The organism is Kitasatospora sp. NPDC002551 (genome assembly GCF_040296005.1).
Classification (GTDB): domain Bacteria; phylum Actinomycetota; class Actinomycetes; order Streptomycetales; family Streptomycetaceae; genus Kitasatospora.
The window spans coordinates 14,690-37,105 of sequence record NZ_JBEOWI010000022.1; the positions used below are offsets into that span (position 1 = coordinate 14,690).

General features: G+C 72.8%; 31 protein-coding genes. All 31 read left to right on the forward strand.

All coding sequences use genetic code 11. The features are described 5' to 3' along the window. Positions 1 to 99 precede the first annotated feature (99 nt). Positions 100 to 459: a hypothetical protein gene (locus tag ABT093_RS19675; protein WP_350565887.1), complete on the forward strand. Its 360-nt coding sequence runs from the start codon at positions 100 to 102 to the stop codon at positions 457 to 459. A gap of 175 nt (positions 460 to 634) precedes the next feature. After that, the gene (locus tag ABT093_RS19680) at positions 635 to 1,051 is read left to right on the forward strand and encodes a hypothetical protein (protein ID WP_350565889.1); all 417 of its coding nucleotides are present in this window, start codon (positions 635 to 637) and stop codon (positions 1,049 to 1,051) included. 85 nt (positions 1,052 to 1,136) lie between these two features. Then, on the forward strand, positions 1,137 to 1,547 hold the full coding sequence (locus tag ABT093_RS19685; RefSeq protein WP_350565891.1) for a hypothetical protein: 411 nt from the start codon (positions 1,137 to 1,139) through the stop codon (positions 1,545 to 1,547). Between the two features lie 164 nt (positions 1,548 to 1,711). Continuing rightward, the gene (locus ABT093_RS19690; protein WP_350565893.1) at positions 1,712 to 1,948 is read left to right on the forward strand and encodes a hypothetical protein; all 237 of its coding nucleotides are present in this window, start codon (positions 1,712 to 1,714) and stop codon (positions 1,946 to 1,948) included. Then, positions 1,945 to 2,112 carry a hypothetical protein gene (locus ABT093_RS19695; protein ID WP_350565894.1) on the forward strand — a complete coding sequence of 56 codons (168 nt, stop codon included), beginning with the start codon at positions 1,945 to 1,947 and terminating at the stop codon, positions 2,110 to 2,112. Before ABT093_RS19690 ends, ABT093_RS19695 begins: the two co-directional genes overlap by 4 nt. Continuing rightward, positions 2,109 to 3,242 carry a hypothetical protein gene (locus ABT093_RS19700; protein ID WP_350565896.1) on the forward strand — a complete coding sequence of 378 codons (1,134 nt, stop codon included), beginning with the start codon at positions 2,109 to 2,111 and terminating at the stop codon, positions 3,240 to 3,242. Before ABT093_RS19695 ends, ABT093_RS19700 begins: the two co-directional genes overlap by 4 nt. Positions 3,243 to 3,323: 81 nt before the next feature. Further along, positions 3,324 to 3,953, forward strand: coding sequence for a hypothetical protein (locus tag ABT093_RS19705; RefSeq protein WP_350565898.1), 630 nt, complete (start codon positions 3,324 to 3,326; stop codon positions 3,951 to 3,953). Positions 3,954 to 4,088: 135 nt separating this feature from the next. Next, positions 4,089 to 4,919, forward strand: a complete 831-nt coding sequence (locus ABT093_RS19710; protein ID WP_350565900.1) for a GP88 family protein — start codon at positions 4,089 to 4,091, stop codon at positions 4,917 to 4,919. Between the two features lie 90 nt (positions 4,920 to 5,009). Continuing rightward, positions 5,010 to 5,894, forward strand: coding sequence for a deazapurine DNA modification protein DpdA family protein (locus tag ABT093_RS19715; RefSeq protein WP_350565902.1), 885 nt, complete (start codon positions 5,010 to 5,012; stop codon positions 5,892 to 5,894). 131 nt (positions 5,895 to 6,025) lie between these two features. After that, on the forward strand, positions 6,026 to 6,937 hold the full coding sequence (locus ABT093_RS19720) for an SRA domain-containing endonuclease (RefSeq protein WP_350565904.1): 912 nt from the start codon (positions 6,026 to 6,028) through the stop codon (positions 6,935 to 6,937). A 92-nt stretch (positions 6,938 to 7,029) separates the two neighbouring features. Continuing rightward, a complete protein-coding gene (locus tag ABT093_RS19725) occupies positions 7,030 to 7,542 on the forward strand; it encodes a hypothetical protein (RefSeq protein WP_350565906.1) in 513 nt (170 codons plus the stop codon). Between the two features lie 217 nt (positions 7,543 to 7,759). Beyond that, positions 7,760 to 8,440, forward strand: a complete 681-nt coding sequence (locus ABT093_RS19730) for a hypothetical protein (RefSeq protein WP_350565908.1) — start codon at positions 7,760 to 7,762, stop codon at positions 8,438 to 8,440. 150 nt (positions 8,441 to 8,590) lie between these two features. Further along, complete coding sequence (locus ABT093_RS19735) at positions 8,591 to 9,433, forward strand: methyltransferase domain-containing protein (protein WP_350565910.1); 843 nt, start codon at positions 8,591 to 8,593, stop codon at positions 9,431 to 9,433. 101 nt (positions 9,434 to 9,534) lie between these two features. Continuing rightward, positions 9,535 to 10,011 carry a hypothetical protein gene (locus ABT093_RS19740; RefSeq protein WP_350565912.1) on the forward strand — a complete coding sequence of 159 codons (477 nt, stop codon included), beginning with the start codon at positions 9,535 to 9,537 and terminating at the stop codon, positions 10,009 to 10,011. A gap of 13 nt (positions 10,012 to 10,024) precedes the next feature. Then, the gene (locus ABT093_RS19745) at positions 10,025 to 10,537 is read left to right on the forward strand and encodes a hypothetical protein (RefSeq protein WP_350565914.1); all 513 of its coding nucleotides are present in this window, start codon (positions 10,025 to 10,027) and stop codon (positions 10,535 to 10,537) included. 158 nt (positions 10,538 to 10,695) lie between these two features. Continuing rightward, complete coding sequence (locus tag ABT093_RS19750; RefSeq protein WP_350565916.1) at positions 10,696 to 12,429, forward strand: class I SAM-dependent methyltransferase; 1,734 nt, start codon at positions 10,696 to 10,698, stop codon at positions 12,427 to 12,429. A 60-nt stretch (positions 12,430 to 12,489) separates the two neighbouring features. Continuing rightward, positions 12,490 to 12,810, forward strand: a complete 321-nt coding sequence (locus ABT093_RS19755; protein ID WP_350565917.1) for a hypothetical protein — start codon at positions 12,490 to 12,492, stop codon at positions 12,808 to 12,810. An 85-nt stretch (positions 12,811 to 12,895) separates the two neighbouring features. Next, positions 12,896 to 13,639, forward strand: coding sequence for a hypothetical protein (locus tag ABT093_RS19760; RefSeq protein WP_350565919.1), 744 nt, complete (start codon positions 12,896 to 12,898; stop codon positions 13,637 to 13,639). A 120-nt stretch (positions 13,640 to 13,759) separates the two neighbouring features. Beyond that, positions 13,760 to 14,116 (forward strand): GNAT family N-acetyltransferase, encoded by a 357-nt coding sequence (locus ABT093_RS19765; protein ID WP_350565921.1) that lies wholly within the window; start codon positions 13,760 to 13,762, stop codon positions 14,114 to 14,116. Positions 14,117 to 14,203: 87 nt separating this feature from the next. Next, positions 14,204 to 14,566 carry a hypothetical protein gene (locus tag ABT093_RS19770; protein ID WP_350565923.1) on the forward strand — a complete coding sequence of 121 codons (363 nt, stop codon included), beginning with the start codon at positions 14,204 to 14,206 and terminating at the stop codon, positions 14,564 to 14,566. 199 nt (positions 14,567 to 14,765) lie between these two features. Further along, on the forward strand, positions 14,766 to 15,623 hold the full coding sequence (locus tag ABT093_RS19775) for a hypothetical protein (protein ID WP_350565924.1): 858 nt from the start codon (positions 14,766 to 14,768) through the stop codon (positions 15,621 to 15,623). Then, entirely contained in the window at positions 15,620 to 16,348 is a 729-nt protein-coding gene (locus ABT093_RS19780) for a hypothetical protein (RefSeq protein WP_350565926.1), read from the forward strand. The genes ABT093_RS19775 and ABT093_RS19780 overlap by 4 nt, the downstream gene beginning before the upstream one ends. Before the next feature lie 105 nt (positions 16,349 to 16,453). Then, on the forward strand, positions 16,454 to 16,912 hold the full coding sequence (locus ABT093_RS19785) for a DUF6197 family protein (RefSeq protein ID WP_350565928.1): 459 nt from the start codon (positions 16,454 to 16,456) through the stop codon (positions 16,910 to 16,912). Between the two features lie 3 nt (positions 16,913 to 16,915). Then, entirely contained in the window at positions 16,916 to 17,632 is a 717-nt protein-coding gene (locus tag ABT093_RS19790) for a hypothetical protein (protein WP_350565929.1), read from the forward strand. Positions 17,633 to 17,721: 89 nt separating this feature from the next. Next, positions 17,722 to 18,540 carry a hypothetical protein gene (locus ABT093_RS19795; protein WP_350565931.1) on the forward strand — a complete coding sequence of 273 codons (819 nt, stop codon included), beginning with the start codon at positions 17,722 to 17,724 and terminating at the stop codon, positions 18,538 to 18,540. Positions 18,541 to 18,623: 83 nt separating this feature from the next. Beyond that, entirely contained in the window at positions 18,624 to 19,064 is a 441-nt protein-coding gene (locus ABT093_RS19800) for a hypothetical protein (RefSeq protein ID WP_350565933.1), read from the forward strand. Positions 19,065 to 19,180: 116 nt separating this feature from the next. Then, positions 19,181 to 19,516 carry a hypothetical protein gene (locus ABT093_RS19805; RefSeq protein WP_350565935.1) on the forward strand — a complete coding sequence of 112 codons (336 nt, stop codon included), beginning with the start codon at positions 19,181 to 19,183 and terminating at the stop codon, positions 19,514 to 19,516. Between the two features lie 127 nt (positions 19,517 to 19,643). Then, positions 19,644 to 20,339, forward strand: coding sequence for a DUF6197 family protein (locus tag ABT093_RS19810; RefSeq protein ID WP_350565937.1), 696 nt, complete (start codon positions 19,644 to 19,646; stop codon positions 20,337 to 20,339). A gap of 93 nt (positions 20,340 to 20,432) precedes the next feature. Beyond that, a complete protein-coding gene (locus tag ABT093_RS19815; RefSeq protein WP_350565939.1) occupies positions 20,433 to 20,945 on the forward strand; it encodes a hypothetical protein in 513 nt (170 codons plus the stop codon). Between the two features lie 43 nt (positions 20,946 to 20,988). Further along, complete coding sequence (locus ABT093_RS19820) at positions 20,989 to 21,444, forward strand: hypothetical protein (RefSeq protein WP_350565941.1); 456 nt, start codon at positions 20,989 to 20,991, stop codon at positions 21,442 to 21,444. A 47-nt stretch (positions 21,445 to 21,491) separates the two neighbouring features. Continuing rightward, on the forward strand, positions 21,492 to 22,355 hold the full coding sequence (locus ABT093_RS19825) for a Mom family adenine methylcarbamoylation protein (RefSeq protein ID WP_502884264.1): 864 nt from the start codon (positions 21,492 to 21,494) through the stop codon (positions 22,353 to 22,355). Positions 22,356 to 22,416: the final 61 nt, after the last annotated feature.

Below are 22,416 nucleotides of genomic sequence, written 5' to 3' on the forward strand. Positions count from 1 at the left end.
TGGTAAACTTTGTCTTGTCAGTCGGAATGCCTTCGGGAGTCATCGGCCCGCAGGCGCCCGCGCCGACGCATTTCCGTACACCATGAAAGGTGGGCACCCGTGGCCACCACCAACGCCGCGTACTGCGGCCAGTGCTGCGCCGTCGTCGCCGACGACGGCCCGACCGAGTCCTTCCACTGCCCCCACTGCGGGAGCGCCGAGCACACCGTCATCACCGCCGAGCAGATCGGCGCCGCCCAGGAGCTCGCCGAGGCGATCGGCGACGGCTACCTGCTCCTCGACGTGAGCAACAGCTCCGCCGGACTGACCTGCGGGGAGGCGGAGACCTTCTCCACCTTCCTGCGCGCCTACGGACGGAGCGGCACCGCCGCGGCGCTGCTGGAGGACCACGCGGGCCACGACGACGAGGGCGACTCCCACGGGATCGACGCCGAGGGGAAGGTCTTCACCCGCGCGTAACCCCCGGCGGGGGGGGGGGCGGGGCCCCCCCCCCGCCGAGAGGGGCCGCCGCCACCCGCCCCACTCGACAGGGGTCCGGACGGTTATCTTCGATGCAATATTCATGGTAGTCTTTCTCTTGTCAGGCCGGGTGGCTCCCGGAAGACAATCGAACCGCACCGAGAGGACCCCGATCATGGCGTACCAGAACCCGGCCGACCGCTGGCCGCACCTCAACCGCGAAGCCGAGTACCGCGTGCTGCTCCCCGCAGCGGTGCAGGCCGTGGCGGTTCTCGTGGAGGCCGCCCGGCCCGGCTGGGGCGAGCGACTGACCGGCCCCGAGATCGAGGCCGCCCCGGCCCGGTGGCCGCTCGGCGTGGGGCCCGACCCGCAGACCCCCGCCGGTCAGTGGATCGCCCTGTACCGCGACCTGCGCACCCTCCTGGACACCTGCACCCAGGCCCCGGACCCGGAGCTTCGTTCCGCCGAACGCCTGGTCAGCACGCTAAGCCAGGCCGTGTGGGCCGGAAGCCAGGGCGATTGGGACTCGGCGGTGCACCGCACCAAGCGGGCGCTGCTGGACAGCTGGCAGTTCACCGGCATCCCGCGCTGAGCCCCGGGGCCGCCGCCGCACCGGCGGCGGCCCGTCCCCGACACCGCACGACGAGGAAGTCGAACCTACCGGACGGAGAACCCCCGTGTCCCCGAGTTCCTGGCCCGTGATCCCGGACCCCTGGCCCTGGTCCAACGGCGAGCGCGAGTACCGGACCCTTTTCCCGGCCGCTCTCGAAAGCGTCGCGGAGATCCTTGACGTGGCCCGGGGTGGGATCGGCGCACAGCTGCGGGAGGCCGGGCTGGAGCCCACTGCCGAGATGTGGCCTGCGGACGGTGAACCGGACCCGTCGTCCCCGGCCGGGAAGCTGGTGGCACTGCGGGAAGGTCTGCCGCACATCGGTGTCGGACCTTCGCTGGTGGCCTCTATCCCTCCGCGCCTGCTCGGCCTCACGGTTGCTGCCGTACGCGCGGCAGGCGAGCACAAGTGGGCCGACGCGACCGAGCGCCTCAAGGAGATCCTCCGCCTCTGCTGGATCATCACCGACCGCCCGTAGCCCCCCTCGGGGCGGGCCGCCGTCGACCGACCCCGCCCGATCCGCACCGACCAGGCCCGGGCCTGCCCCGCGCCATCCCGACAGGAGGACCACTGGACTTCCAGCAGCTCAAGAGCGCAGGCCTCTACCCGATCGCGCACATCGCGGGCCGCCCATCGACGCCCATGCCCGAGCACGTCGCGGTGTGCCCCAAGCACCGGGTTCTGTGGACGGCCTGGCACGACAACACCTACGACTGGCGCAAGCCGAGGGAGTGGGGCGGAGGCCACATCATGGACTGCCGCACCAGCCACCAGGAGCGCGCCTACGACTGGGCCGAGAAGAACCTGGCCCAGATGAACGCCGCCGCGCAGTCCTGCGAGCAGGGGCGCGGCTGCACGAGCGTCAAGGAGGACGCGTGAGCAGCCACTTCGCGAACGTCGAGGTGTTCGTATCCAACCTGGAGAGCGCCGACGAGGCCGACGACGTCGTCGCCCTGGTCGAGGCCGCGCTGAACGGCCGTGGCTACCAGGCGTCCGTCAGCGCCACGGCGAACGCCTACCCCGCCAAGGAGGACGAGCGATGAGTGAAGCCGACGAGAACACGGCGGCCCCGGCCCTGCCGGAGCCGCCGGTCGGCACGGCCCCGCCGGCCGACCTGGACGACGCGGCGCTCGCCGCCGAGCTCCAGGCCCTGGACGACTACCAGCGAGGCCATGCCGGCCGGCCCGGCATCGGTCTGGTGACCCTGGGCAGGATCGGGCCGCGCCGCGGGGCGCTGACCCGGGAACAGACCCGGCGCGAGCTCGCGCGGCGCGATGCGGCGAAGGCCGCCGCCGAGCGCGAGCGGCTGCGCGCCCGCCAGGACCGCACTTCTATCGGCCGGCGCGACAAGGACGGTCGCTACCCGGTGGCGGTCGACGGCCGCGAACGCGGCAAGGTCTGGCGCGGGGCCCGCGACTGGTGGCACGAGGTCGACGGCGGGAAGATGTCCGGGCCGTCGGACACCCGGTGGGAGGCCGCGGACGCCATCGTGGTGACGGTCGACGCCCGGGCGGCAGCGGTCGCTGCGCAGCGGCGCCGCGAGGAGCCCCCGGAAGGGTGGGTGGCCGCGGCCGAGGGCGAGGAGCTTCAGCGGCTGGACGTGGTGCGCCTGGCCGGGACGGGGCACGGCCCGGCGTGGAGCCGGCCGTGGCGGATGTGCGGCCGGGAGGAGCACCAGGGCGGGCGCGTGTCGTACCGCTTGGAGCCGGCGGATGCGGACCGGCCTCACGAGGGCTACGTGCTGTTCGCGGAGCGTCTGCGGAGGTTCGTCCGGCCCTCGGCGGCCGTGCTGGCCGCCCTGCCGGCGGTGCCGTTCCGGGTCCTGTACCCGGAGGAGTACTCGGAGCGTCGGCTCTTGAACGTCTCGGACGAGCTGTCGTCGCTGTCGCGGGTGGCCGGGTGCGCGGAGGCCTCCGGCCGCGCTCTGGAGCTGCTGGCCGAGGTCGAGGCCGGGCACAGCGGAGACCCGGCCGCGGCCATGCGGGAGATCACCGGCCTGGCGAAGGAGCTGCTGCGTATCGTGACGGACCCGCAGGGGTCGAACTGGGAGTCGCGGCGCTACGACCGGGGTAACGCGGAGCACGCCGTCCGGTGGGCGACGCGGGCGGCGGAGCGCTTCGAGGAGGGGGCCGGGGCATTGACGGAGGAGTACCGGGGGCGCCCACACGGGTAGACTCAATGCATTATTCATGGTAGTCTTTTCTCTGTCACACCGGGTGGCTCCCGGAAGGCAATCGAACCGACTACGCGAGAAATGAGCACCGCCGTGGGCTACGACATGTACTTCACCGACCCGCTGACCAAGGCCGAGGAGGTCGCGCTGGAGGCCGCCGAAGCCGCGATCAGCGCGGCCGTCCACCCGTCCCACCTGCCGGAGGGGCCGGAGCGTGAGGCCGCCTGGCTGGTGTGGGACGCCATGTGGGAGGCCCGTGACGAGGCGATGGGCCACTACTTCCGCCTGAACATCTGGGGGATGGGGTCCTGCCGGAAGGCCATGGCGAAGCTGGGGATGCTCACTGAGCAGGACCACCCGGCTTGGCCTGACCCCGTGGACTTCGGTCTGCCGAAGGACGACCCGTGGGGTGACGGCGAGAACGAGGCGGAGGGCGGGGACGCGCTCGCCGAGGCGCGCGAGCGGTTCGAGCAGGCCCAGAAGGGGGTCGTGGAGGCTGAGCCGCAGCCCGTCACCGGCATCCCCCTGTACAAGCTGTGCAGCAACGACGGCTGGCTGGTGACCCCGGCCGAGATCAAGGCCGCGCTGACCTCGTGGGAGGCCGCCGACGAATCCGATCGCCGGACGGCAGTCGGGGAGCACGACTGGTTCCCCGAGTGGATCGACTGGCTGGGCAAGGCCAAGGAGCGCGGCGGCTTCCGCGTCTACTGACCCGCGCACCGGGCCGCCGCACACCGGCGGCCCGGTCCCAGCGGCCCGCTCCACCCGGAGCACGCCACCGGGCAGGCCCCCGACGGTGCGGCCGCCCAGTCCAACACCCCGACCCGGACCCGACCGGAGCCCCCTGTGGACACACCCCTGACCATCCCCGGCCTGGCCGTGGACCCGCCGTCCCGACTGGTCTGGCCCGACAAGCTGCTGTCGAAGAACAACACCGACGTCTGCCGGACCACCGGCGAACCCGACGATCTCCAGGTCTTCACGTGGACCATTCCGGCATGGGTCGTGAAGCTGACCAGCGGCAAGTTCTTCAACGCCTGCCCCCAGGCCGGGATCTGCGGCGGTCCCCTCTGCTACGCGGTCGCCCCCGGAAGCTCCTACCGCCGGTTCCCCAACGTCCTGGCCGCGCACGTGCGCAACCTGGAACTCGTCCTGGACGAGCCGCTGGAGTGGGAGCGCCGGATGAAGGCGGAGCTGCGCGGGCGCCGCTACCGCAGTCCCAACGCCTGGGTCCGCATCCACGACGCCGGCGACTTCTTCAGCGACAGCTACGTGCTCGCGTGGCTGCGCATCGCCAGGTCCGCCCCGCACGTGCGGTTCTACTGCTACACCAAGGCCATCTCCCGGTTCCTGCAACTGGTGGAGCCGGACCGGCCGGCGAACTTCCTGTGGTGCGCGAGTCTGGGCGGTACGGAGGACCACTTGGTGGACCGCGAGCACATGCGGCACGCCGACGTCTTCCCCACCATCGAGGCGCTGGAGGCGGCTGGCTACAGCGACCAGAGCGCGTCCGACCGCCTGGCGGTGCTCGGGGATCCGAGAGTCGGGATCCCCGCCAACCGGGGAACGAAGCTGGTGGGCGCTGCTTCGTTCGGCGACCTCCAGCGCGAGCGCGACGAGCGGAGGCGGGCGAAGAACGCCCGGGCCCGTAAGCGGGCCGCGCTCGCGGCCGCATGACCGCCCGGCGGGGGATGCCAGCAAGCGCCCCCGCCGGGCCTCCGCCCCCGCCCTGGGCCGTCACCACCAGTTCCCCGAGGAGTCTTCGCGATGATCACCGTCCCGGCGCCGAGCGCCCCGGCCGCTCTCCCCCGCCCGACCGTCACCGGCCAGCCGAACCGCGTTCCCGCACGCCGGGAGACCGTGTTCTACCTCGGCGGGCCGCCCCACTGGGCCCAGGACTCGCACGTGCCGCTGATGCTGTCCGCGAACGCCTTGATGGACTACCGGCTGGGCGGCCCGCGCTCCCCCGTCGCCCGGTGCCGGTTCGCGCTGGACAGCGCCGGGTTCAGCCAGGTGGGCAAGTACGGCGACTATCTGCTCAGCCCCGACGAGTGGGGCGGCATGGTCTACCGGCTCATGGACCGCTTCGGCGCCCCGCCCGAGTTCGCCAGCTGCCAGGACTTCATGTGCGAGCCGCAGATCACCGCACGGACGGGATTCAGCGTCGCGCAGCACCAGGAGTTCACCGTCGACTCGTACCTGTACCTGGTGGAGCATTTCCCGGCCGCGCCGTGGATGCCGGTCCTGCAGGGCCAGCGGGTGGAGGAGTACCTGGAGCACTGCGCGATGTACGAGGCCGCAGGCGTGGACCTGGGGACGCTGCCTCTGGTCGGCGTCGGGTCGGTGTGCCGGCGCCAGGGTACCCGGGAGGCCGGACGCATCCTGGCGGAGCTGGCCGCCCGCGGCCTCGCCCTGCACGGCTTCGGGCTGAAGCTCCAAGGACTCCGGGCCTACGGGCACCACCTGGCCAGCGCGGACAGCTACGCATGGTCGGCCGGAGCACGCAAGCGCCAGGTACGGCTGGCCGAGTGCGACCACCGGGCGGCGGACTGCCGCAACTGCCGACGGTACGCGCTGCACTGGCGAGAGCGGGTCCTCGCAGCCCTCGCGGCCCCGAAGCAGCTCGCGTTCGGGGTCCACGACCTAGATTGAATGCATTGTTCATGGTAGTCTTTCTCTTGTCACGTCGGGTGTCTGCTGGGCAGTCGGGGCGAAGGCTCCGAGGACCGCCCAGGCGCACCCCCGTTCCGACATCACCCCAACACCCCCAAGGAGACGTCCACATGGACTGGCACCTCACCCCCGGCGACCGCATCGAGCGTGCCGAACTCCACGACCGCTTCGGCGGCCGCATCCACCCGCGCATCAGCCCTTCCAAGGCGAGTCCGAACATCATGCTGTTCAGCACCCGGACCGCCGCGAGCCGGTTCGACGGCTGGACCGGCGAGCACGTGCACTTCGGAGGCGAGGGCGGAGGCGACGGCACCGACCAGAAGCTCACCCAGGGCAACGGCGCCCTGCTGCGGCACGAGGACGAGGGACGCACCCTGCGGCTGTTCCTCCAACCGGAGAGCGGTCCGGCCGAGTACATCGGCGCCTACCGGCTCGACAGCCACATGCCCTTCGCGCAGGTCGAGGCCCCCGGGGACCCGCGCCGCCCGCTGGAGGTGCGCCAGGCCTTCGTCTTCCGGCTGCGGCCCCTCACCGGCCCGCCGCGCGGACTGCCGCACCGCGCGGCGGCCGTGACGCAGCGCCGGGTGGAGAAGACCGGCCCCGGCGTCCGCCTCACCCTGCCCGGGCAGATCCTCGCCCCCGCCCAGCAGGCCGCCGCCGACATGCTGGCGCGCTACGAGGGCTTCCTGCGCCTGTCCGAGCGCAGCGAGACCGCCGGATACCGGATCACCACCGGCCACAGCCTCTCCGAGATCCACGTCGAGCTGTTCGACCACACCCGCGAGGAGCTGGTCGTCCCGCTGGCCAGCCGCGCCCGGCCCGGCGTCTGGGAGGCCCTGGGCAGGCTCAACGACCAGGCCCGGTTCTTCACACCGGCCCCGCGCCGCGCGCTGCTGCTCCCCGGCCAGCCGGATCCCGACCTCATGGACCTGCTGCTGAGCCAGCACGTCACGGCCATCTGGCCGTCCGGCCCCTTCACCTACGCCCGCAGCGAGCCGGGCCCTGCGGGCACCCGGCCCTGATCCCGGTGCGGGCCGCCGCCGGACCACCCGGCGGCGGCCCGGACCGCTCCCTGAACCCCCTTAAACACGACCAGCACCCCGCAAGGAGCACCATGGGAGCCGAGCGCTTCACCACTTACCAGGACGGCATTGACGTCGCTCAGGCGTTCCGGGACGCCGTCGAGAACGCCCAGTACGAGTACGGCCACCGGGGCTACACCGGCACGATCGCGGAGAAGGACAGCTGGCAGACCGTCACCAGCACCCCCTTGTCCGTGCGCGACGCCGTGGCCCTGGCCGACCGCATCATGAGCGACTACGAACACCCGCTCCAGGACAAGTGGGGGCCCGCCGGCGCCATCCCCGTCCTGAGTGACCGCCGACAGATCACGGTGACCGTCCCACCCAGCACACCCGGCTACAAGACGCTGAAGGAGGCCGCGGCCGCCATCCTCGCCGAGGGCGACCAGCTGCTGCCGGGCGAGACGGTCGAGCACTACACCGGCGACGTCATCGAGCGCTCCCGGCGCTCCGGCCTGATCCGGTCCGCCGAGCTGGATGTCACCCTCCAGGGCGGCCCGGCAGAGCACCGTGGATGGCTGTTCTTCGGGTACGCATCCTCCTGACCCCCGAGGCTGCCGCCCGCACCGCCAACCACCGCCCAACGTCCGGCCGGCAAAGCGCGCCGCCGGGCGGCCCGACCGTGCCACGCCGCCGATGGCGTCCGAGCCGCCGGAGCCCGGCCGACGGGCGGCATCGTCTCCGACCGCGCCCCTGCCTGGGGCATGACCTCCGGCGGCCGGGCCCACCCGTCCCGGCCGCCGTCCACGAGAGCGAGAACTGATGACCGATGCGGAGAAGGCGGAGCTCGCCCGCCGCTTCGACGAGGTGGGCCGCGGCGTCGCCGCGGCCCTCGACACCATCCCGACGATGGAACCCGGCTGGTGGCACCAGGCGGAGCGCTGGGTCTACGGCGCCGTCACGCTGTACCACCCGACCGGGCTGGCGCTGCGACTGGAGCACGCCCGCTACAACGACGAGGCCCGGGGCCGGCTGACCGTCCACGGCGTCATGCCGCTGGGCTGGAGCGGGAACACGCAGTTCACGATCGGGGTGTCCACCGGACGCACGCCGCAGGACATCGCGCGGGACATCCACCGGCGGCTGCTGCCGGACTACATGGCGGCGCTGCCCGGCGCCCTGGCCGAAGTCGCCGATACCGAACGGCTGCGTCTCGCCAGGACCGAGGCCATGCGGACACTGACGGAGGCCCTCCCCGCCCTGCACACCTATGACTGGGACCGCGAGCAGAGCGCCGGCGCCTTCTACTCCGAGAGCCGCCACCACGCCGAACGCGCCTACGGCTACGGGACGGTGCGCGTCAACCACGGGGCCGAGTCGGCCGATCTCAAGCTGACCGGGGTTCCGCTCAACCGGGCCCGGGCGATCCTCGCCATCCTGCACCGTCCTCCGACGGCGCCGGCGACCGAGCCGGCCGACGACCCGGACGATGACAGCCGATAGGCAGGGGCGGCGGCCCGGCCGCCGCCCCGACATCGGAGGACCTGCAAGTCCGGTTCATTCAATGCACTTTTCATGGTAGTCTTTCTCTTGTCAGGCCGGGTGGCTCCCGGAAGGCAATCGAACCCCATCCCCGCGAGGAAGGCCCTCACCGTGTCGAAGCTCCCCAAGGACATCGCCAAGCTGCACCGGCAGGCCCAGGCCCTGGTCAACCTCGACCGGCCGCTCACCCACAGGGAGCGGGAGTTCGTGCTGGACTACTGGCAGGAGTCGTCCACCGCATCCAACAGCCTTGACGGGGCGTTCTTCACCCCGCCCGGCCTGGCCGCAGCCTTCACCATCGAGACCACCGGGCCGGAGGTCCAGCGGGTGCTGGACCTCTGCGCGGGCATCGGCCGACTCGCCTGGTCCTGCATGAACGACCTGGCCGCGCCGGGCCGCGAGATGGTCTGCGTGGAACGCAACCCCCTGTACGTCGAGGTCGGCCGCAAGGTCCTGCCCGAGGCCCGGTGGATCTGCGCGGACATCTTCGACCTGCCGAGCGACCTGGGCCGGTTCGACATGGTCATCAGCAACCCCCCGTACGGCTTCGTCGAGCGCAGCGGGGACGGGCCGGGCGTGCGCAGCCGCCGCTTCGAGTACCACGCCCTGGCCGTCGCCGCCGAGCTGGCGGAGTGCGGGGTGTTCCTCATCCCCCAGGAGTCGGCCCCCTTCCGCTTCAGCGGCGTGCCGTCCTACCGGGAGGTGCGCAGCGCGGAGTACGAGCGGTTCGAGCGTGACACCGGGCTGCGGCTCCAGATGAGCACGTCCGTCGACACCTCCGGGGAGCGGGACCAGTGGAGGGGGGTGGCACCGGCGACGGAGCTGGTGTTCTGCGACTTCGGCGCGCGGGTGCCGCGCGTGGCCTCCGCCCCCGCGCCGGAGCCTGTCCCCGTCCCGGCGCGGACGGTCGCGCCCGCGCCCGTCGTCACCGAGGCGGCTCCGACGCTGTTCTGACCCCGCCTTCGGGGCCCGCCGAGCGCGGGCCCCGGGGCACGGCCCTCCGGCCGCATCCCACCTCACCGCACGTCCGCGACCCGAACCCTGGAGAGAAGATCATGACCAACCTCCCCGTACGCCCGCTGCCGCCGGGGCGGAGCACCTCCGCCCTCGCGGCCGGCCCTGCCACGGCCCCTCCCGCACCGTGGCACGCCGAGCCGCTGTCCGGGCCCGAGGGAAGGGCCGACCTCGACGCGGCCGACGAGGAGGGTGCGCCCGGCGGGACCGGGACCGAACCGCGGGGGACCTGGGTCGTGGTCCGCCGCGTCGGACCTGCGGCCGCCTGCACGAGTTCGGTCGAGTTTCCCGAGCACGCCGGCCTCGGCGGCCTGCTGCGGTACCTGGGCAACTACCCCGCAGTCCTCTACGCGGTCACGGACCATCTGGACCGCCCCGTCACCCCGGAGTCGGGTGCCGAGCGGCCGGAGGCGCTCAACGCCCTGCTCCGGGCCTACGGCCTCCCGCTGCCGGCCAAGGTAATCCCCCGCAGGCCCCGCGGGGGCGCCCCGGCCCTCTCCGCGTCCGGCGCGGCCTGAAAGGAGCAGCACGATGACCGACACGATCACCAGGTCTCTGCCGTGGCGCGATGCCACCGCGACGATCTGTCTGCCGCTCTCGCTGGAGCAGCGGGAGCGGATGAGCGCCGAGGTGGTGGTGCGCGTGCAGTACCGCGTGCCCTTGAAGCTGAGGTTCCTCTTCACCAGGGGTCCGGTCGGCACGTGGGAGCTGGAGTGGGACGCGACGCTGAGTCCCGTCGGGTCCGCGTCGGGCCGGCACGCGCGGAGCGCTCTGGGGCCCCTGCTGGCCGAGCTCCTGGCCGCCGAGGAGATGGGCGCCCCGCTGGCCGAGCTGCACGCCCGGACGCTGCGCCTGGAGGCGATGAAGGCGTGGGAGAGGCTCCACCAGGCTCGGGCGGAGGCCGCCCGGGCGGCGGCGAAGGTGCGCGCGGCCGCGGCGGAGTTCGGGGCCTACGGTGCGCCGGAGGGCGATTGTGCACGGCTGCTCGGGGAGTTCTACTCCACCGGGGACCTCCGCCAGGTCGGCCGGGGGACGCAGGGCTGACCGGCCCGACCTGCGCCCGGTGACCGGGGCTGCGGCGGTGGGCCACCGGGCGTGGGAGGGCGCACAGAGCAAGTTCAATGCATTATTCATGGTAGCCTTTCTCTTGTCATCGCGGGTGGCTCCCGCGTTGCAACCGAACCCCGCAGGAGGGCCTCACCATGTCGACATTCACCGCCGGTCGGGACGAGTTGCGAGCGGGCACCCCCGCACTCGATGCGGCGACGGACGAGGAAGGCCGCGCGTATGCGAACGGCTTCCGTCCGGCGGTGCTGGAGTGGGACGGCTGGTGCTGCGACGTCTGCGATGTCTGCAACGCGGGCGCCGAGTGCGCCGAGTGCCGAGCCTGTACCGACTTTGCGTTCCCCTATCCGCCGCACTGGGCCCGGCCGTGGGTCGAGGGCGAGCCGGAGCGGGGCATCGAGGCCTTCGGCGGGCCGGGCGGGATGTCCGCCGGGCGCGGACTGGTGGACAAGACCGGCGACTGGGTGCTGATCGAGTCCAACCGCGACGCCGCGGCGACCGCCCGGGCGGCCGGCCACTGGGTGGTCGAGGCGGACATCCGCACGCTCGACCCCCGCCAGCCCGTCCTTCGGTGGGTGCGGCGCTTCCACGGCTCCCCGCCGTGCCAGACCCTTTCCAGCGCGGGCAAGCGAGCCGGATGGAACGCCGAGGAGATCTACGAGCTCCAGTCGATCATGTGGCAGGCGTCGGAGATGTTCGGCTTCCTGGAGGTGGACGACCTGTGCAGCCTCTACGGCGGCCCGCACTCTTACTACGGTGACGTCCTGGACGGCGCCGACGAGGACGAGTGGGACGACGATCTGTGCGGCGGCGGCCTTCTCCCCCCGTGCATGACGCCCGCCGAGTTCCGGGCGTGGGCGGCGGGTGCGGTTTCCGACGAGCGCACCGCGCTCATGGCCGAGGTGCTGATCTGGCCGATGTGCCTGGTGCAGATCGGGGCCCCGCTGGTGTCGATCACCGTGGAGCAGTCGGCGAACCTGCTGCGGCAGAGCCCGGCCCTGGCGGAGGCCATCCAGTCCGAGATCACCAGCACGGAAGGGTTCGGCTGGGCATGGTGCTCGTGGCAGGTCGCGGACGCCGCCGACTTCGGCGCGGCCACCCACCGGGAGCGGGCGTGGATGGTCGCCACCCGCTACGAGGAGCCCCGGTACGCGGACCACGTGGACGGCGACGAGGCGGCCCGCGAGATGTGGGCCCACACCCTCAAGCGCACCGGCAGGCTGCCGGACTGGGCGCCGGAGCTCGGCCGGCGGATCGAGCCCTACCAGGGACGTCCCGCCCTGCCGACGGTGACCGTGGCGGCCGCGCTGGACCTCCCGTCCGACTGGTGGGCCGACACCCGGGGCAAGCGCGGGGTGAACCCCAGGACGGGCAGGCCGATGGGTGGCGGCTCGTTCCCGCTCAACACCGTCGGGCAGTGCGTCACCGCCCCCTGGTACGGAATCAGGTTCCGCCCGGCCGACGTCCCCCAGGGCGAGGGCACGGTGAAGATCAGCCTGCCCGAGCTCGGCATGCTGGTCGGCTTCCGCCGGGACTACCCGTGGACCTACATCCCCGCCCGCAGGGGCGCCGAAGGCATTCGGAACATCGCCCAGATGGAGGCCGACGCGGTGAGCCCGTTCATGGGCGCGGCGGTCTCCGCCGCCGTCCAGGGCGCGGACTGGTACGAGCCGACGGCGCGCTACCAGGCAGCCCTCTACCGGCTGGAGGGGCCGCGCCCTGGTCTCGACGGGCCCGTCACCGACAAAGCCGACCGGCCCCTTCCCACGCAACGCGCAGCAGAGGGCGGGTTCGAGCAACTGAAGTTCCCCGGGGCGAACGAAACGGGAAGGCGGGAACCACAGCCAAATTCGATGCCTTTTTCATGGTAGTCTTTCTTTTGTCAGTTCGGGTGGCTCCCGGACAGCAATCGAACCGCCTTGGAGGCACCTGTGAGCACCCCTGACCGCCCGTTCACCATCAATGACCTGCGGGTCGCCCTGGCCAACCTGATGATCAAGGAGAGGCTCCCCGGCGACACGCCGGTAGTCCTGTCCTCCGACCCGGAGGGCAACCACTTCGCCCCGATGGAGGGCTGGACCGACGCGCTGTACGCCAACGGCGAGACCTACAGCCTGCCCGACACCGAGGAAAGCAAGGAGGAGCGGAAGCTGGGGCACTTCCCGCCGACGAACGCGCGCAAGGTGGTCTGCCTGTACCCGCTGGACGTGCACCCGGGGCTGGACCCGTTCGCCGGGCCCGACAAGAACTAGCCGCACCGCCGGTGCCGGGTCCCGCCCGCCGGAAGGGCGGGACCCGGCACCGGCCCACGGCACCACACATCGAGGAGAGGATCACATGGGCGTGCTGCACCTGGCCGATGGCCGAATCGTCGGCTACCGCGTGAACGACAGGGACTACCCGATCACCATGGCCAACGCCAAGCGGGCGCTGAACGTGGCCCACTGTGCTCGGCGATTCGGCCGCGGCAGCACCTTCACGGCGTACGAGCTGTCAAAGTTTAGCGACGAGACCGGCCTGCCGCCGTACGCCCCGATCACCTGGTGGATCGCCAGGGGCATCGATCGGTTCGTCCGGAACGACGCGAACGCCGCCGAGCGGGCAGTGACGGTCACCGCCGCCGAGGCGCCGGTGCCGACGGTCAAGAGGCCCGCGGGGCGCGCCCACGCCGCGCTCGGCGAGGCCCGCAAGGGGTACGAGACGTGCCGGCCGGTGGGCGAGGCCGCCGAGCGGGCGGTGCGCAGCGGCGGCCTGGCCCTGGAGCGGGCCGGGAAGGTGCTCGGCGGAACGGAGGCCGGTGAGCCCATGACGGCTCTGCGGGACCACGCCCGGCTCGCCCAGGAGGCGGCCGGATCCGCGGAGGCCTTGTTCTTCGCGGCCTGCGACGCCGCCGACGAGGCCCGCCGGAAGGGGATCGAACTCGATGTGATCCGGGAGGGCTGGGCTGCCGACCACTGCCTGGCTCTGGTGGCGCAGGTCGGCGAGAATGCTGGCGAGGCCGCTGGTCACCTCCACCGGGCCGACGGGATCCGGCACGAGCTGAATCGGCAGGCCGAACGCTGGGCCCGCCGCGCGGGATAGCCGGGCGAAGCCTGGGCGCAGGGGGACCGGAAGGCTATGTTCGATGCATTATTCATGGTAGTCTTTCTCTTGTCAGTCCGGGTGGCTCCCGGAAGGCAATCGGACCACAGGAGAGAGCACGTGAGCATTGTCATGACCGCAGGTCACCCCAGCACCCAGGCGACCGGGCCCGCCGAGGAGATCGTCTACGAGAGCTTCGAATACGCGCCCGACCGGCTCACCCGTGGCTACGCGGTGGAAGGCTGCCACGGCGTGAGTGCCATGACGGCCGGAGGGGTGCGGGTGGGTTCGCTGCTGTGGGACCGCGAGGATGGCATGGTCTGGTGGGTCGGCGTGCGCGCGACGTTCCGCCGCAACGGCATCGCCACCGCCATGTGGCAACTGGCCTGCGAGAAGGCCGAGACCCAGGGCTGGACCACCCCCGTCCACAGCGACGTCCTGACGGCTTACGGGCAGGCCTGGATCGCCTCCCTGTGAACCCTCCGGGGCGGCTCGCGGACCGCGAGCTGCCCCCTTCCACCGCCCCCGGCCTCCGGCGGGCCGACACGCTCCCATGGAGGTCGCATGCCGGTCACGGCTGAGATGGTTCTGGCCGCACTGGCCGAGTTCGCCCGACCCGAGCCGGTCACCTGCCGCTACGAACAGGGCGTCGAGTGGGCGGCGTCCGCCGTCCACCGCGCCTTCGCCGATCACCGGCTCTGGAAAGGCCCGGACGACGACCTCCGGATTGTCGAGACGGCCCTGCGGGCGTGGCTGGCCGGCGGCCCCGACTACGACAGCAAGGACTACAACCGGGGCTGCGAGGCCGGGCAGGAGATCGTCCGCCTGATCCTGGACCGCGTCCCGGAAGTGATCTTCGACTACCTGGACGACGCCGCCTGCCGGTCCGCCCGCCTGGTCGCCGCGTTCGGGACCGACCCGCCGTAGCCCCCACCACGCCCTCCGCCCCACACGGACTTCCCCGGGCCGGATCGCTCCGGCCCTGCCCACTGATCCGGTCGCACCGTCCTTCGCTGCGCACGCCGCCTGCGGCTTGCGCAGCGAGAGGTCCCACCGCCCGGACCCGCGCCGGTTCGACCACCGCCCCGACCCGCATCCACCCCGCCTCCCGATCGGAGACCCCGCCATGCCGCTGTACCTGCCCGCCCCCGAGCCGACCCGCCCCCCGGGCGGGTGGAACCGCCTGTCCCTGAACGCCCACATCGGCAGCGTCGACAACCAATGCGCCCTTCGGCCTCGGTCCTGGGCCGCCCTGCACGAGAGCCGGCGCAACACCCAGCTGAGCCAGTGGGGGCCCTACGGCGCGTGCGTCGCCGCCCGGGCGTTCCCGGACTGCACCGCGTGCCCGGTCTTCGCGGCCCGCAACAACCCGGGACGGGCCGTGGAGGTGGCCGGTGACCGCGTGTTCGTCCGCGTCGAACGCCGGATCGTCGGCGAGTTGTTCACCGCCGCGTCCGTGGACCGACTGTGGCTGACCAGTGGCCCCGAGGTGTCGCGCCACGACGGCGAGCCGTGGACCTGGGACCAGGTCTCGCGCCTCACCGACTGGGAGGTGGGCCGCCGAGTCCTGGACGGCGCCGGCGAGGACTTCTGGCTCCACCGCCCGCCGGTGGCACCCCCACCCGGAGGCGCCGCCGCAGCCGGGGACCCCGAGGCGAACGCCGGCGAGCTCCTCGTCCTGGCGCTGGCCGAGCGCGGCCTGGCCGCCGCCGTCGCGCCCACCGGAGGCGGCTGCACGGCGGTGGCGCTCACCGTCCCGGGCGGGGAGATCCTCAGCACCGACGACGCCCGCGCCGACCACCCGGCCGCCGACCACGACCGCTGGACCACCGCCTTCCACCCCGACCACGACCCCGGCGACCGCACGGACATCTACGACGGTCACGGCTTGGACGCCTACCGCGACGCCCAGGCCTGCGCCGACGCGATCGCGGCGTGGACCGGTGCGAACGCCCGGACCCACACACCTCAGGGAGCCTCATGAACAGCCCCCGCAACCGCACCGCCACCGATCGCCCGCCACTGCGGGCCGTCCGCGGCCAGCTCGCCGCCCTGGAGACCTGGCGTCCGGCACCGGACGCCGGCCCGCGGTCCGACCGAGCCGACTACCTGCCCGTCATCGTCGCCGCCGTCCGGGCCGACGGCACCCCCACGGCCTTCACCCTGCCGGACGGGCGCACCGTTGCGGTCGGCGGGCTGGCCCACCCCACCGTCGCCCTGCTCGCCGCTCCCGGCCGCTACGATCCGCATCCGGTGCTCGCCGAGGCCCGGGACAACGGTGCGGGCGGGCGATTCGCCCGCCTGGCAGACGTCGACGAGCTGTTCAGGCGTCACCCGGCCCCCGCCCCCGGACCATCCCCGGTGGCCGGTGAACCGGCCGTCCTGGCGCTCTACCGGCCCGCCGGCCGCTACGCGCCCCTCCCGTGGAGCGTGTGCCTGCCCTGGCGGAACCGGGTCAGGCTCGCCTCGGGCTGCGGCACCAGGGCGCGGGCCCGAACGGCGGCGGCCTGGCTGGAGGGCACCGGCGTGGACTTCACCGACCAGGCAGCCACGCTGGAGCTGAGCGACGTGCTGATGGAGTTCTTCCACGAGTGGGAGGCCTGCGTGCGCGCCGCCTTGGACGGCGCGGCGCCCTGGCCTGACCGCACCCCCGAGCGGTTCGCCGGCATCCTGGCCGCGCTTGCCGGCGCCGGTGGGAGCGGCGGGTGAGAGGGGTCAACCGACTTCACCCAATGCAAAGTTCATGGTATTCTTTCTCTTGTCAGCTCGGGTGGCTCCCGGAAGGCAATCGAACCCGTTCACCAGGAGGACCCTGTGAGCCGTCACCGCATCACCCGCACCGAGCTGGTCATGGAACTGACCGCCCGCCGCATCGAGGCCAACGGCCTGCACCAGGGCGCCGGGCTCAGCGACGACCAGTGGGCGACCTACCCGCCCGCCACCTACGCGCCGGACGCGCCGTGCACCGTCCTGTACGCCTTCGAGCGCGCGCAGCGCCGGGCGGCCGGGCGGACCATCCGCACCGGTGCGCGCCGCCGGGGCCAGGTCGCCGTGCGTCGGCGCGCCAACCACCCGGCGGAGTTCTCCGAGGCGCTGCGGGTCCTGTCCGACCACCTGTCGGACGTGGCGATCACGTCGGACCTGTACGCGCCGCTCGGGGTGTCGGAGGCCGACTACCGGCGGACCGTCATCTCGTCGTGGGGCGAGACCGAGGGCCTGACCGCCGACACGGCCGCCCGCACCATCCGCGCCGCCGCGAACCGTCGGAGCTGAACCGTGACCAGGAACCGAGTCGAGACGGCGGCCCCCGAAGGCTGCCCCACCCCGGGCAAGGCCCATTTCGCCACGCCAACGGCCGCCCGCCGGACCGCCGCCAACTACGTGCACCACCTGGAGCCGTACGAGTGCGACTGCGGGTGGTATCACCTCACCAGCAAGGCCATCGTCCCAGCCAGTTCGCTGCCGGTGACCGAGCAGGTCGCCGCACTGGGCGACGTGGAGTTCGCCGCGCTGGCGATCCAGGACGTGCGGGGGAAGGTGACCCCGGTCCAGGCCGGTGCGCTGCGGGACGCCGCCAACGTGGACCGCTGGACCGACGCACTGAACCACTTCAGGGCCATGGTGGAGGGCCAGTTCCAGCAGCGGGCCGCCGACACCTCTCCGGAGGCCGACGAGTGGCGCGGGCGGACCGCGTCGTTCCGCACGGCGCTGCTCGCGCGGCTGAGGGAGAGCACCGCGCTGGCCTCCGGTCTCCGGCGGGCGGAGGCGGCGGAGGCCGAGACGCGGAAGGCGGCTGGCGAGAGTCTGGCGGAGCTGCGCCAGCGCGCCGAACTGGAGGCGGTCCAGCGCCTGGTCCGGGCCCACGGTGCCGAGTTCAACGCGCTGGTGATCGAGGAGTACGGGCTGCTCGGCCTGGCGGTACCGCCTCGCCTTCGCCGCCGCCAGGCCCGCGACGCCGCCGTCCGGACGGCCCTGGCCCCCGCACTCCTGTAGGCCCGCCCCGGCCGACGACCGCTTCGGCGGTCGTCGGCCCCGCACAGCACCCCGCCACAGCCCGGTACACCCCCACCGGAAGGATGCCCATGACCGCCGCCAACACCCTTGACCACACCTGGGACATGTCCTGGCTCGCCGCCTACACGGGGGACGAGCTGCCCGCGCGCCAAGGCCGCTGGGAGGCCGACCCCGCCGGACACGACGCCGAAGGGAACCCGCAGGCCGTCCTCAACGACCGGGCCCGCCGCATCCTGCTCACCGGCACCACCGAGGGCGTCGCGGTCCGTGCCTGGCCCTACGGCCTGCAGACGGCCGACGCACCGGGCGCCCCCGTCGCGCGCACCCTGATCCCGTGGAGGCACGTCGCCCCCGCCACGGTCGCCGCCGCGATCGCCCGCGACCACCTCACCCCGCCCGAGGAGCCCGGCGCCACGCCCGAGCGGCGGAGGCTGCGCCAGCTGCTGACGATGACGGCGCTGATCGCCCACCTTCCGGACCGGGCCCAGTCGTCGGCCGCCATGCTCCCCGGGGCGGATGTGGTCGCGTGGCGGCACGGGCCGCACGTCGAGGCCACGGCCTGCTCCACCGCCCCGGGGAGGGTCCTGCTGGAGGCCCGGGCGCAGCTGGGGTCGGTCGTGCGCGCCCTGGCCGCCGCCCTGCCGCCGCAGGACGTGTGGCCTCCGTTCTCCGTGGCCAACGCGTACACCCGCCTTTCGGCGGCGTTCCCGGTGCTGACCCCGCGCCCGAACGTACCGGGCACGGACACGCTCGTGGGGCTCGGCGTGGGCCGCACGGTCGTGAACGTCCACCTGGCCGAGGGGGCTGCGGCTGATGACACCACCGAGGCCGCGCTCGACGTCGAGGGCGACCTCGACCTGGTCCTCCTGGTCCTCGGGCTGCTGTAGCGGCCCGACGGCCCGTCCGGCGCTCGGGATTCCGGGGCCGGACGGGCCGGTCAACCGTCAAGATCCTCACCGTTGGAGTTGCCATGACCCTCGACCTTTCCGCCTTCCTGCTCACGCCGGCCTTCCGCGCCGCCCTCCGGGACGCCGGGGGCACCACCCTGTGCGCCCTGAGGAACCTCGTCCTCGATGAGGAGGACCGGCGCAGCGTGTCGGTCATGCACGAGAACCTTCGGGAGGCTCTGGGCTGGCTGTACGGCGAGCCCGACGCCGCCGGCGTCCGGATCGCGTCGATCGAGGTTCCGGCCGCCTCCTGGGACGACGGCTGGTGGTGGGATCCGAGGGGGGCGGTCGTCGTGTTCAGTGACGGGTCGCGGGTGACGGAAGACCTGGAGGAGCTGCTCCACGAGCCGCTGACGGAGCTCGCGGGGAACATGCCGCCGGAGGGTCCCCGCGACGTGTACACGCTGATCGTTCCGCTTCCGGGCCCTGCGGTGGGCGGATCGGAGGCCGGAGGAGGAGCGTAGGCGATGGTGGGGCGACACGTAGCTTCGATGCATTATTCATGGTAGGCTTTATATTGTCAGCCCGGGCGGCTCTCGGGTGGCAATCGAACCGTATCAGCGCCCCCGAGAGGCTCACCATGTCCAGGCTGGATCAGACGCCCTACGCGATCGACCCCTACGACTGCGGCTGCACCGAGTGCATCCTGCGCGACTACGTGCCCTTGCGGGATGCGACGGACGAGCAGATCGCGCAGATGCTGACGGGGGAGCTGCGGAACAACACTTCGACGGAGTTCCGGATCTCGGCGGAGTGGTCGCTTTCCGACGGCTTCCGCCCCGGGGCGGCGACGGTCTCGTCGGTGCAGGTGACCGCAGAGATCTGGGGAGGCCTCACCCTCACCTGGGACCTCACGGATCACCTCGACGGCCCGCTCGGCCGACTCTTCGACCCCGACGCGACCGACGACAGGTAGCAGGGACCGGTGCTGCCCGCCGCATCCCCGGCTGGCAGCACCGCGCCCCGGACCGCCATCGCCGTCGGGTTCCCGCCCGGCGGCTGGCCCCGGCGCCCCCTCCGTCTCAGCCAAGGAGAGATCACCCATGACCATGCCCTTCCCCGACCCCGCCGTCCCTCGCTCGACCGGGGACGCCTTCGCCCAGAACGTCAGGCGCTTCGTCACAGAGGCGTTGCCGCACGGCAATGTCTACGGCGTCACCGCGAGCGGCCACAGCGTCACCGTCTGCGCGGACGAGGCGCGCGGAACCGTCTGCGTCCGGGTCAACGACCACGAAGGCCGGGCGGTCGAGACGACCACCGGGCCTGACGGCCCGCCCTTGGACCTGCCGTCGTTGTGGGTCCACATGACGGAGGCCGGCATCCGGCCCGCACCGCCCGAGCCGGCCGAACCTGGCCCGCGCCCGCGCCGGCACGTCCGCCCGACCGCCTCGTCGGTCCTGGAGTTCGCCGCCGCCCACCTGCAGCATGTCGGGCTGCACCCGGGCCCGTGGGACTGGGCGCGCGACGCGCGGACTGGGCCGGCCACGATCACCCACGCCGTGACCCTGGCCGTTCGCCAGCTCGGGTACAACCACCGGGCCCCGGTCGGCGCCGCCGCCCTGGGACGCCTGGCCGACCGCGTCCACGGCCGCCCCGTCGTGGTCCCGCCGTGGTGGAACGCCTCCACCGAGGACTACTACCGGGCAACGGTCTGGAACTGGGCGAGCGCCCCGGGCCGGACCGCCGCAGGAGCCGCCGCGTTCCTGCGTGGCGCCGCCGTACTGGCCGCCACCTCCTGACCTGCCGCCGGACTCCGCGCCCACGGCCCGACCGCCCTGGCCGAACAGGCCGACCCCCGAACGAGAGGCAGCACCGTGACCCGCGTCCTCCGCATGAGCCCCACCGAGTTCTGGTGGAACGACCCGTACGAGCCGGACGCCGAACTCGGCTACGTCAAACTCACCTGCGGCACCCCTGCGGCGGACGCCTGGGAGGTGAAGTTCCCCCGGTACTACGTCGCTTACGGCGGCTGGAGCAGCGATCGCCGCATGGAACTGGTCGTCGAGGGCATCGCTGAGCGCTCCGTCGCCGACCGGATCCGCGAGCGCATCCTCGCCAGTCCGGACAAGCGGAGCGGATTCGACGAGCTGTGGGCGGAAGTCCGGGACCTCGGCCGCGCCCCCTGCGACGCCTTCGACACCGGCGCCCAGTTCTGGGCGACCCAAGGGACCGCATACGGGCGCAAGGGCCACATCGTCATCCGCAACCGCGACCACGCCGCCGTCCAGTGGGCCGGCGAACCGTTCACGGGCGGCACCACGTACCCGCTGGAGCTGATGGCAACCGAGCCGCCGCCCGAGCGCCGGCACATCTCTCACAGCATGAACTGGCTGCGGATGCCCTGACCGTCCGCTGACCCCGCCCTCCCTCCCGAGATCGGAAGTGATCATGAGCAGTACGAGTACCGGCTTTCCCCGGACGACCCGCGATCCGTCGCCGCCCGTCCTGTACGTCCACCTGCACCTGCCGACGGGCGCCGCGGGCGCCTCCGACATCTGGGCCCTCCCCGGCGGCGCTCCGACCGCCGGCAGCGGGCACCGGCTCCTGCAGCCGGATACGCCCGTCCCAGACGAAGGCGACCGTCCCTGGTCGGCCCGTACGACGGACAACGTCGACCGCGCCCTGGCCTCGCACGGATGGAGGACGGTGCCTCGCGCTCAGGCGCGCCAGGCCCTGTCCACCCGGTTCGGGCAGGTGCGCGAGGACGGCATCCTGGAGGCGGTCCGCGGTGAGGAACCCGTCTGGACGTTCAGCGAGTACGACGCGGTCGCCTTCGCGCTGCGCGTTCCCGGGAGCCCGGGGCCGTCCAGGCAGGACGGGTCCCGTCGTGGTGGTCGGCCGTGACCGGCGCATCGCCCCGTGACGGGGAACAGCTGGATCTGTTGGAGCCGGTGTGGTGCCAGCGGTGGAGCAACCGGCGCCCCGGGTGGAGGCGAACGAGCGAGGGCGGATTCGACCCGGCCCTGTACCGGTGCATTTCCTTGGAGGCCGGGCCGGCGCGGCGGTTCGTGGAACGGCACCACTACAGCGGTTCGTGGCCGGCGGTGCGGATGGCGTTCGGGATGCAGTTGCTCACTGCGGCGCCCGGGCCGGGCGAGCCGGACGGCGGCCGCCTGGTCGGCGTGCTGGCGCTCGGGGTGCCGATGGCGCGGGCGGTGTTGACGCGGGTGTTCCCGACCTTGGAGCCGTACCGGGAGTCGGTGGAGCTGAGCCGGTTGGTGCTCCTGGACGAGGTGCCGAGCAACGGCGAGTCGTGGATGTGCGCTGCCTCCTTCGCGCTCGCGGCCGGGCGCGGTGTGCGGGGGGTGGTCGCCTACTCGGACCCGCACCCGCGGGTCAGGGTCACCCCGCAGGGCAGGGAGGTGGTCACGCCCGGGCACGTGGGGCACGTCTACGCGGCGCAGGACTTCACGTACCTGGGCCGGAGCCGGGCGCGTCGGCTGGTGGTCCTGCCGGACGGCACGGTGCTCACGGACCGCGCGGCGATGAAGGTGCGCCGGGACGAGAGCGGGCACCAGGGGGTCGAACGGCGGCTGCGGGCGCTGGGGGCGCGGCTGCGGAGGGAGGGAGAGCCGGGCGACAGGTGGCTGGAGGAGGCGCTGGAGGCGATCGGGGCCGGACGGCTGGACCACAGGGGCAACCACCTCTATGCGCGGTCCATCGGAGCGCGCCGGACGAGCGTCACCGTGGCGCCGACGTCCTACCCTCCGCCGAGGCGACACACAGAGGCCATTTCAATGCAAGATTCATGGTAGTCTTTCTCTTGTCAGGCTGGTTGGCTACCGGCCTCAATCGAACCGTCGCACACCACACTGG

Coding starts and splice junctions, on each gene's coding strand:
- ABT093_RS19680 (WP_350565889.1), top strand. CDS start 635: ATGGCGTACCAGAACCCGGCCGACCGCTGGCCGCACCTCAACCGCGAA.
- ABT093_RS19690 (WP_350565893.1), top strand. CDS start 1,712: ATGCCCGAGCACGTCGCGGTGTGCCCCAAGCACCGGGTTCTGTGGACG.
- ABT093_RS19700 (WP_350565896.1), top strand. CDS start 2,109: ATGAGTGAAGCCGACGAGAACACGGCGGCCCCGGCCCTGCCGGAGCCG.
- ABT093_RS19705 (WP_350565898.1), top strand. CDS start 3,324: ATGAGCACCGCCGTGGGCTACGACATGTACTTCACCGACCCGCTGACC.
- ABT093_RS19715 (WP_350565902.1), top strand. CDS start 5,010: ATGATCACCGTCCCGGCGCCGAGCGCCCCGGCCGCTCTCCCCCGCCCG.
- ABT093_RS19720 (WP_350565904.1), top strand. CDS start 6,026: ATGGACTGGCACCTCACCCCCGGCGACCGCATCGAGCGTGCCGAACTC.
- ABT093_RS19725 (WP_350565906.1), top strand. CDS start 7,030: ATGGGAGCCGAGCGCTTCACCACTTACCAGGACGGCATTGACGTCGCT.
- ABT093_RS19730 (WP_350565908.1), top strand. CDS start 7,760: ATGACCGATGCGGAGAAGGCGGAGCTCGCCCGCCGCTTCGACGAGGTG.
- ABT093_RS19740 (WP_350565912.1), top strand. CDS start 9,535: ATGACCAACCTCCCCGTACGCCCGCTGCCGCCGGGGCGGAGCACCTCC.
- ABT093_RS19745 (WP_350565914.1), top strand. CDS start 10,025: ATGACCGACACGATCACCAGGTCTCTGCCGTGGCGCGATGCCACCGCG.
- ABT093_RS19750 (WP_350565916.1), top strand. CDS start 10,696: ATGTCGACATTCACCGCCGGTCGGGACGAGTTGCGAGCGGGCACCCCC.
- ABT093_RS19760 (WP_350565919.1), top strand. CDS start 12,896: ATGGGCGTGCTGCACCTGGCCGATGGCCGAATCGTCGGCTACCGCGTG.
- ABT093_RS19770 (WP_350565923.1), top strand. CDS start 14,204: ATGCCGGTCACGGCTGAGATGGTTCTGGCCGCACTGGCCGAGTTCGCC.
- ABT093_RS19775 (WP_350565924.1), top strand. CDS start 14,766: ATGCCGCTGTACCTGCCCGCCCCCGAGCCGACCCGCCCCCCGGGCGGG.
- ABT093_RS19780 (WP_350565926.1), top strand. CDS start 15,620: ATGAACAGCCCCCGCAACCGCACCGCCACCGATCGCCCGCCACTGCGG.
- ABT093_RS19795 (WP_350565931.1), top strand. CDS start 17,722: ATGACCGCCGCCAACACCCTTGACCACACCTGGGACATGTCCTGGCTC.
- ABT093_RS19800 (WP_350565933.1), top strand. CDS start 18,624: ATGACCCTCGACCTTTCCGCCTTCCTGCTCACGCCGGCCTTCCGCGCC.
- ABT093_RS19805 (WP_350565935.1), top strand. CDS start 19,181: ATGTCCAGGCTGGATCAGACGCCCTACGCGATCGACCCCTACGACTGC.
- ABT093_RS19810 (WP_350565937.1), top strand. CDS start 19,644: ATGACCATGCCCTTCCCCGACCCCGCCGTCCCTCGCTCGACCGGGGAC.
- ABT093_RS19815 (WP_350565939.1), top strand. CDS start 20,433: ATGAGCCCCACCGAGTTCTGGTGGAACGACCCGTACGAGCCGGACGCC.
- ABT093_RS19820 (WP_350565941.1), top strand. CDS start 20,989: ATGAGCAGTACGAGTACCGGCTTTCCCCGGACGACCCGCGATCCGTCG.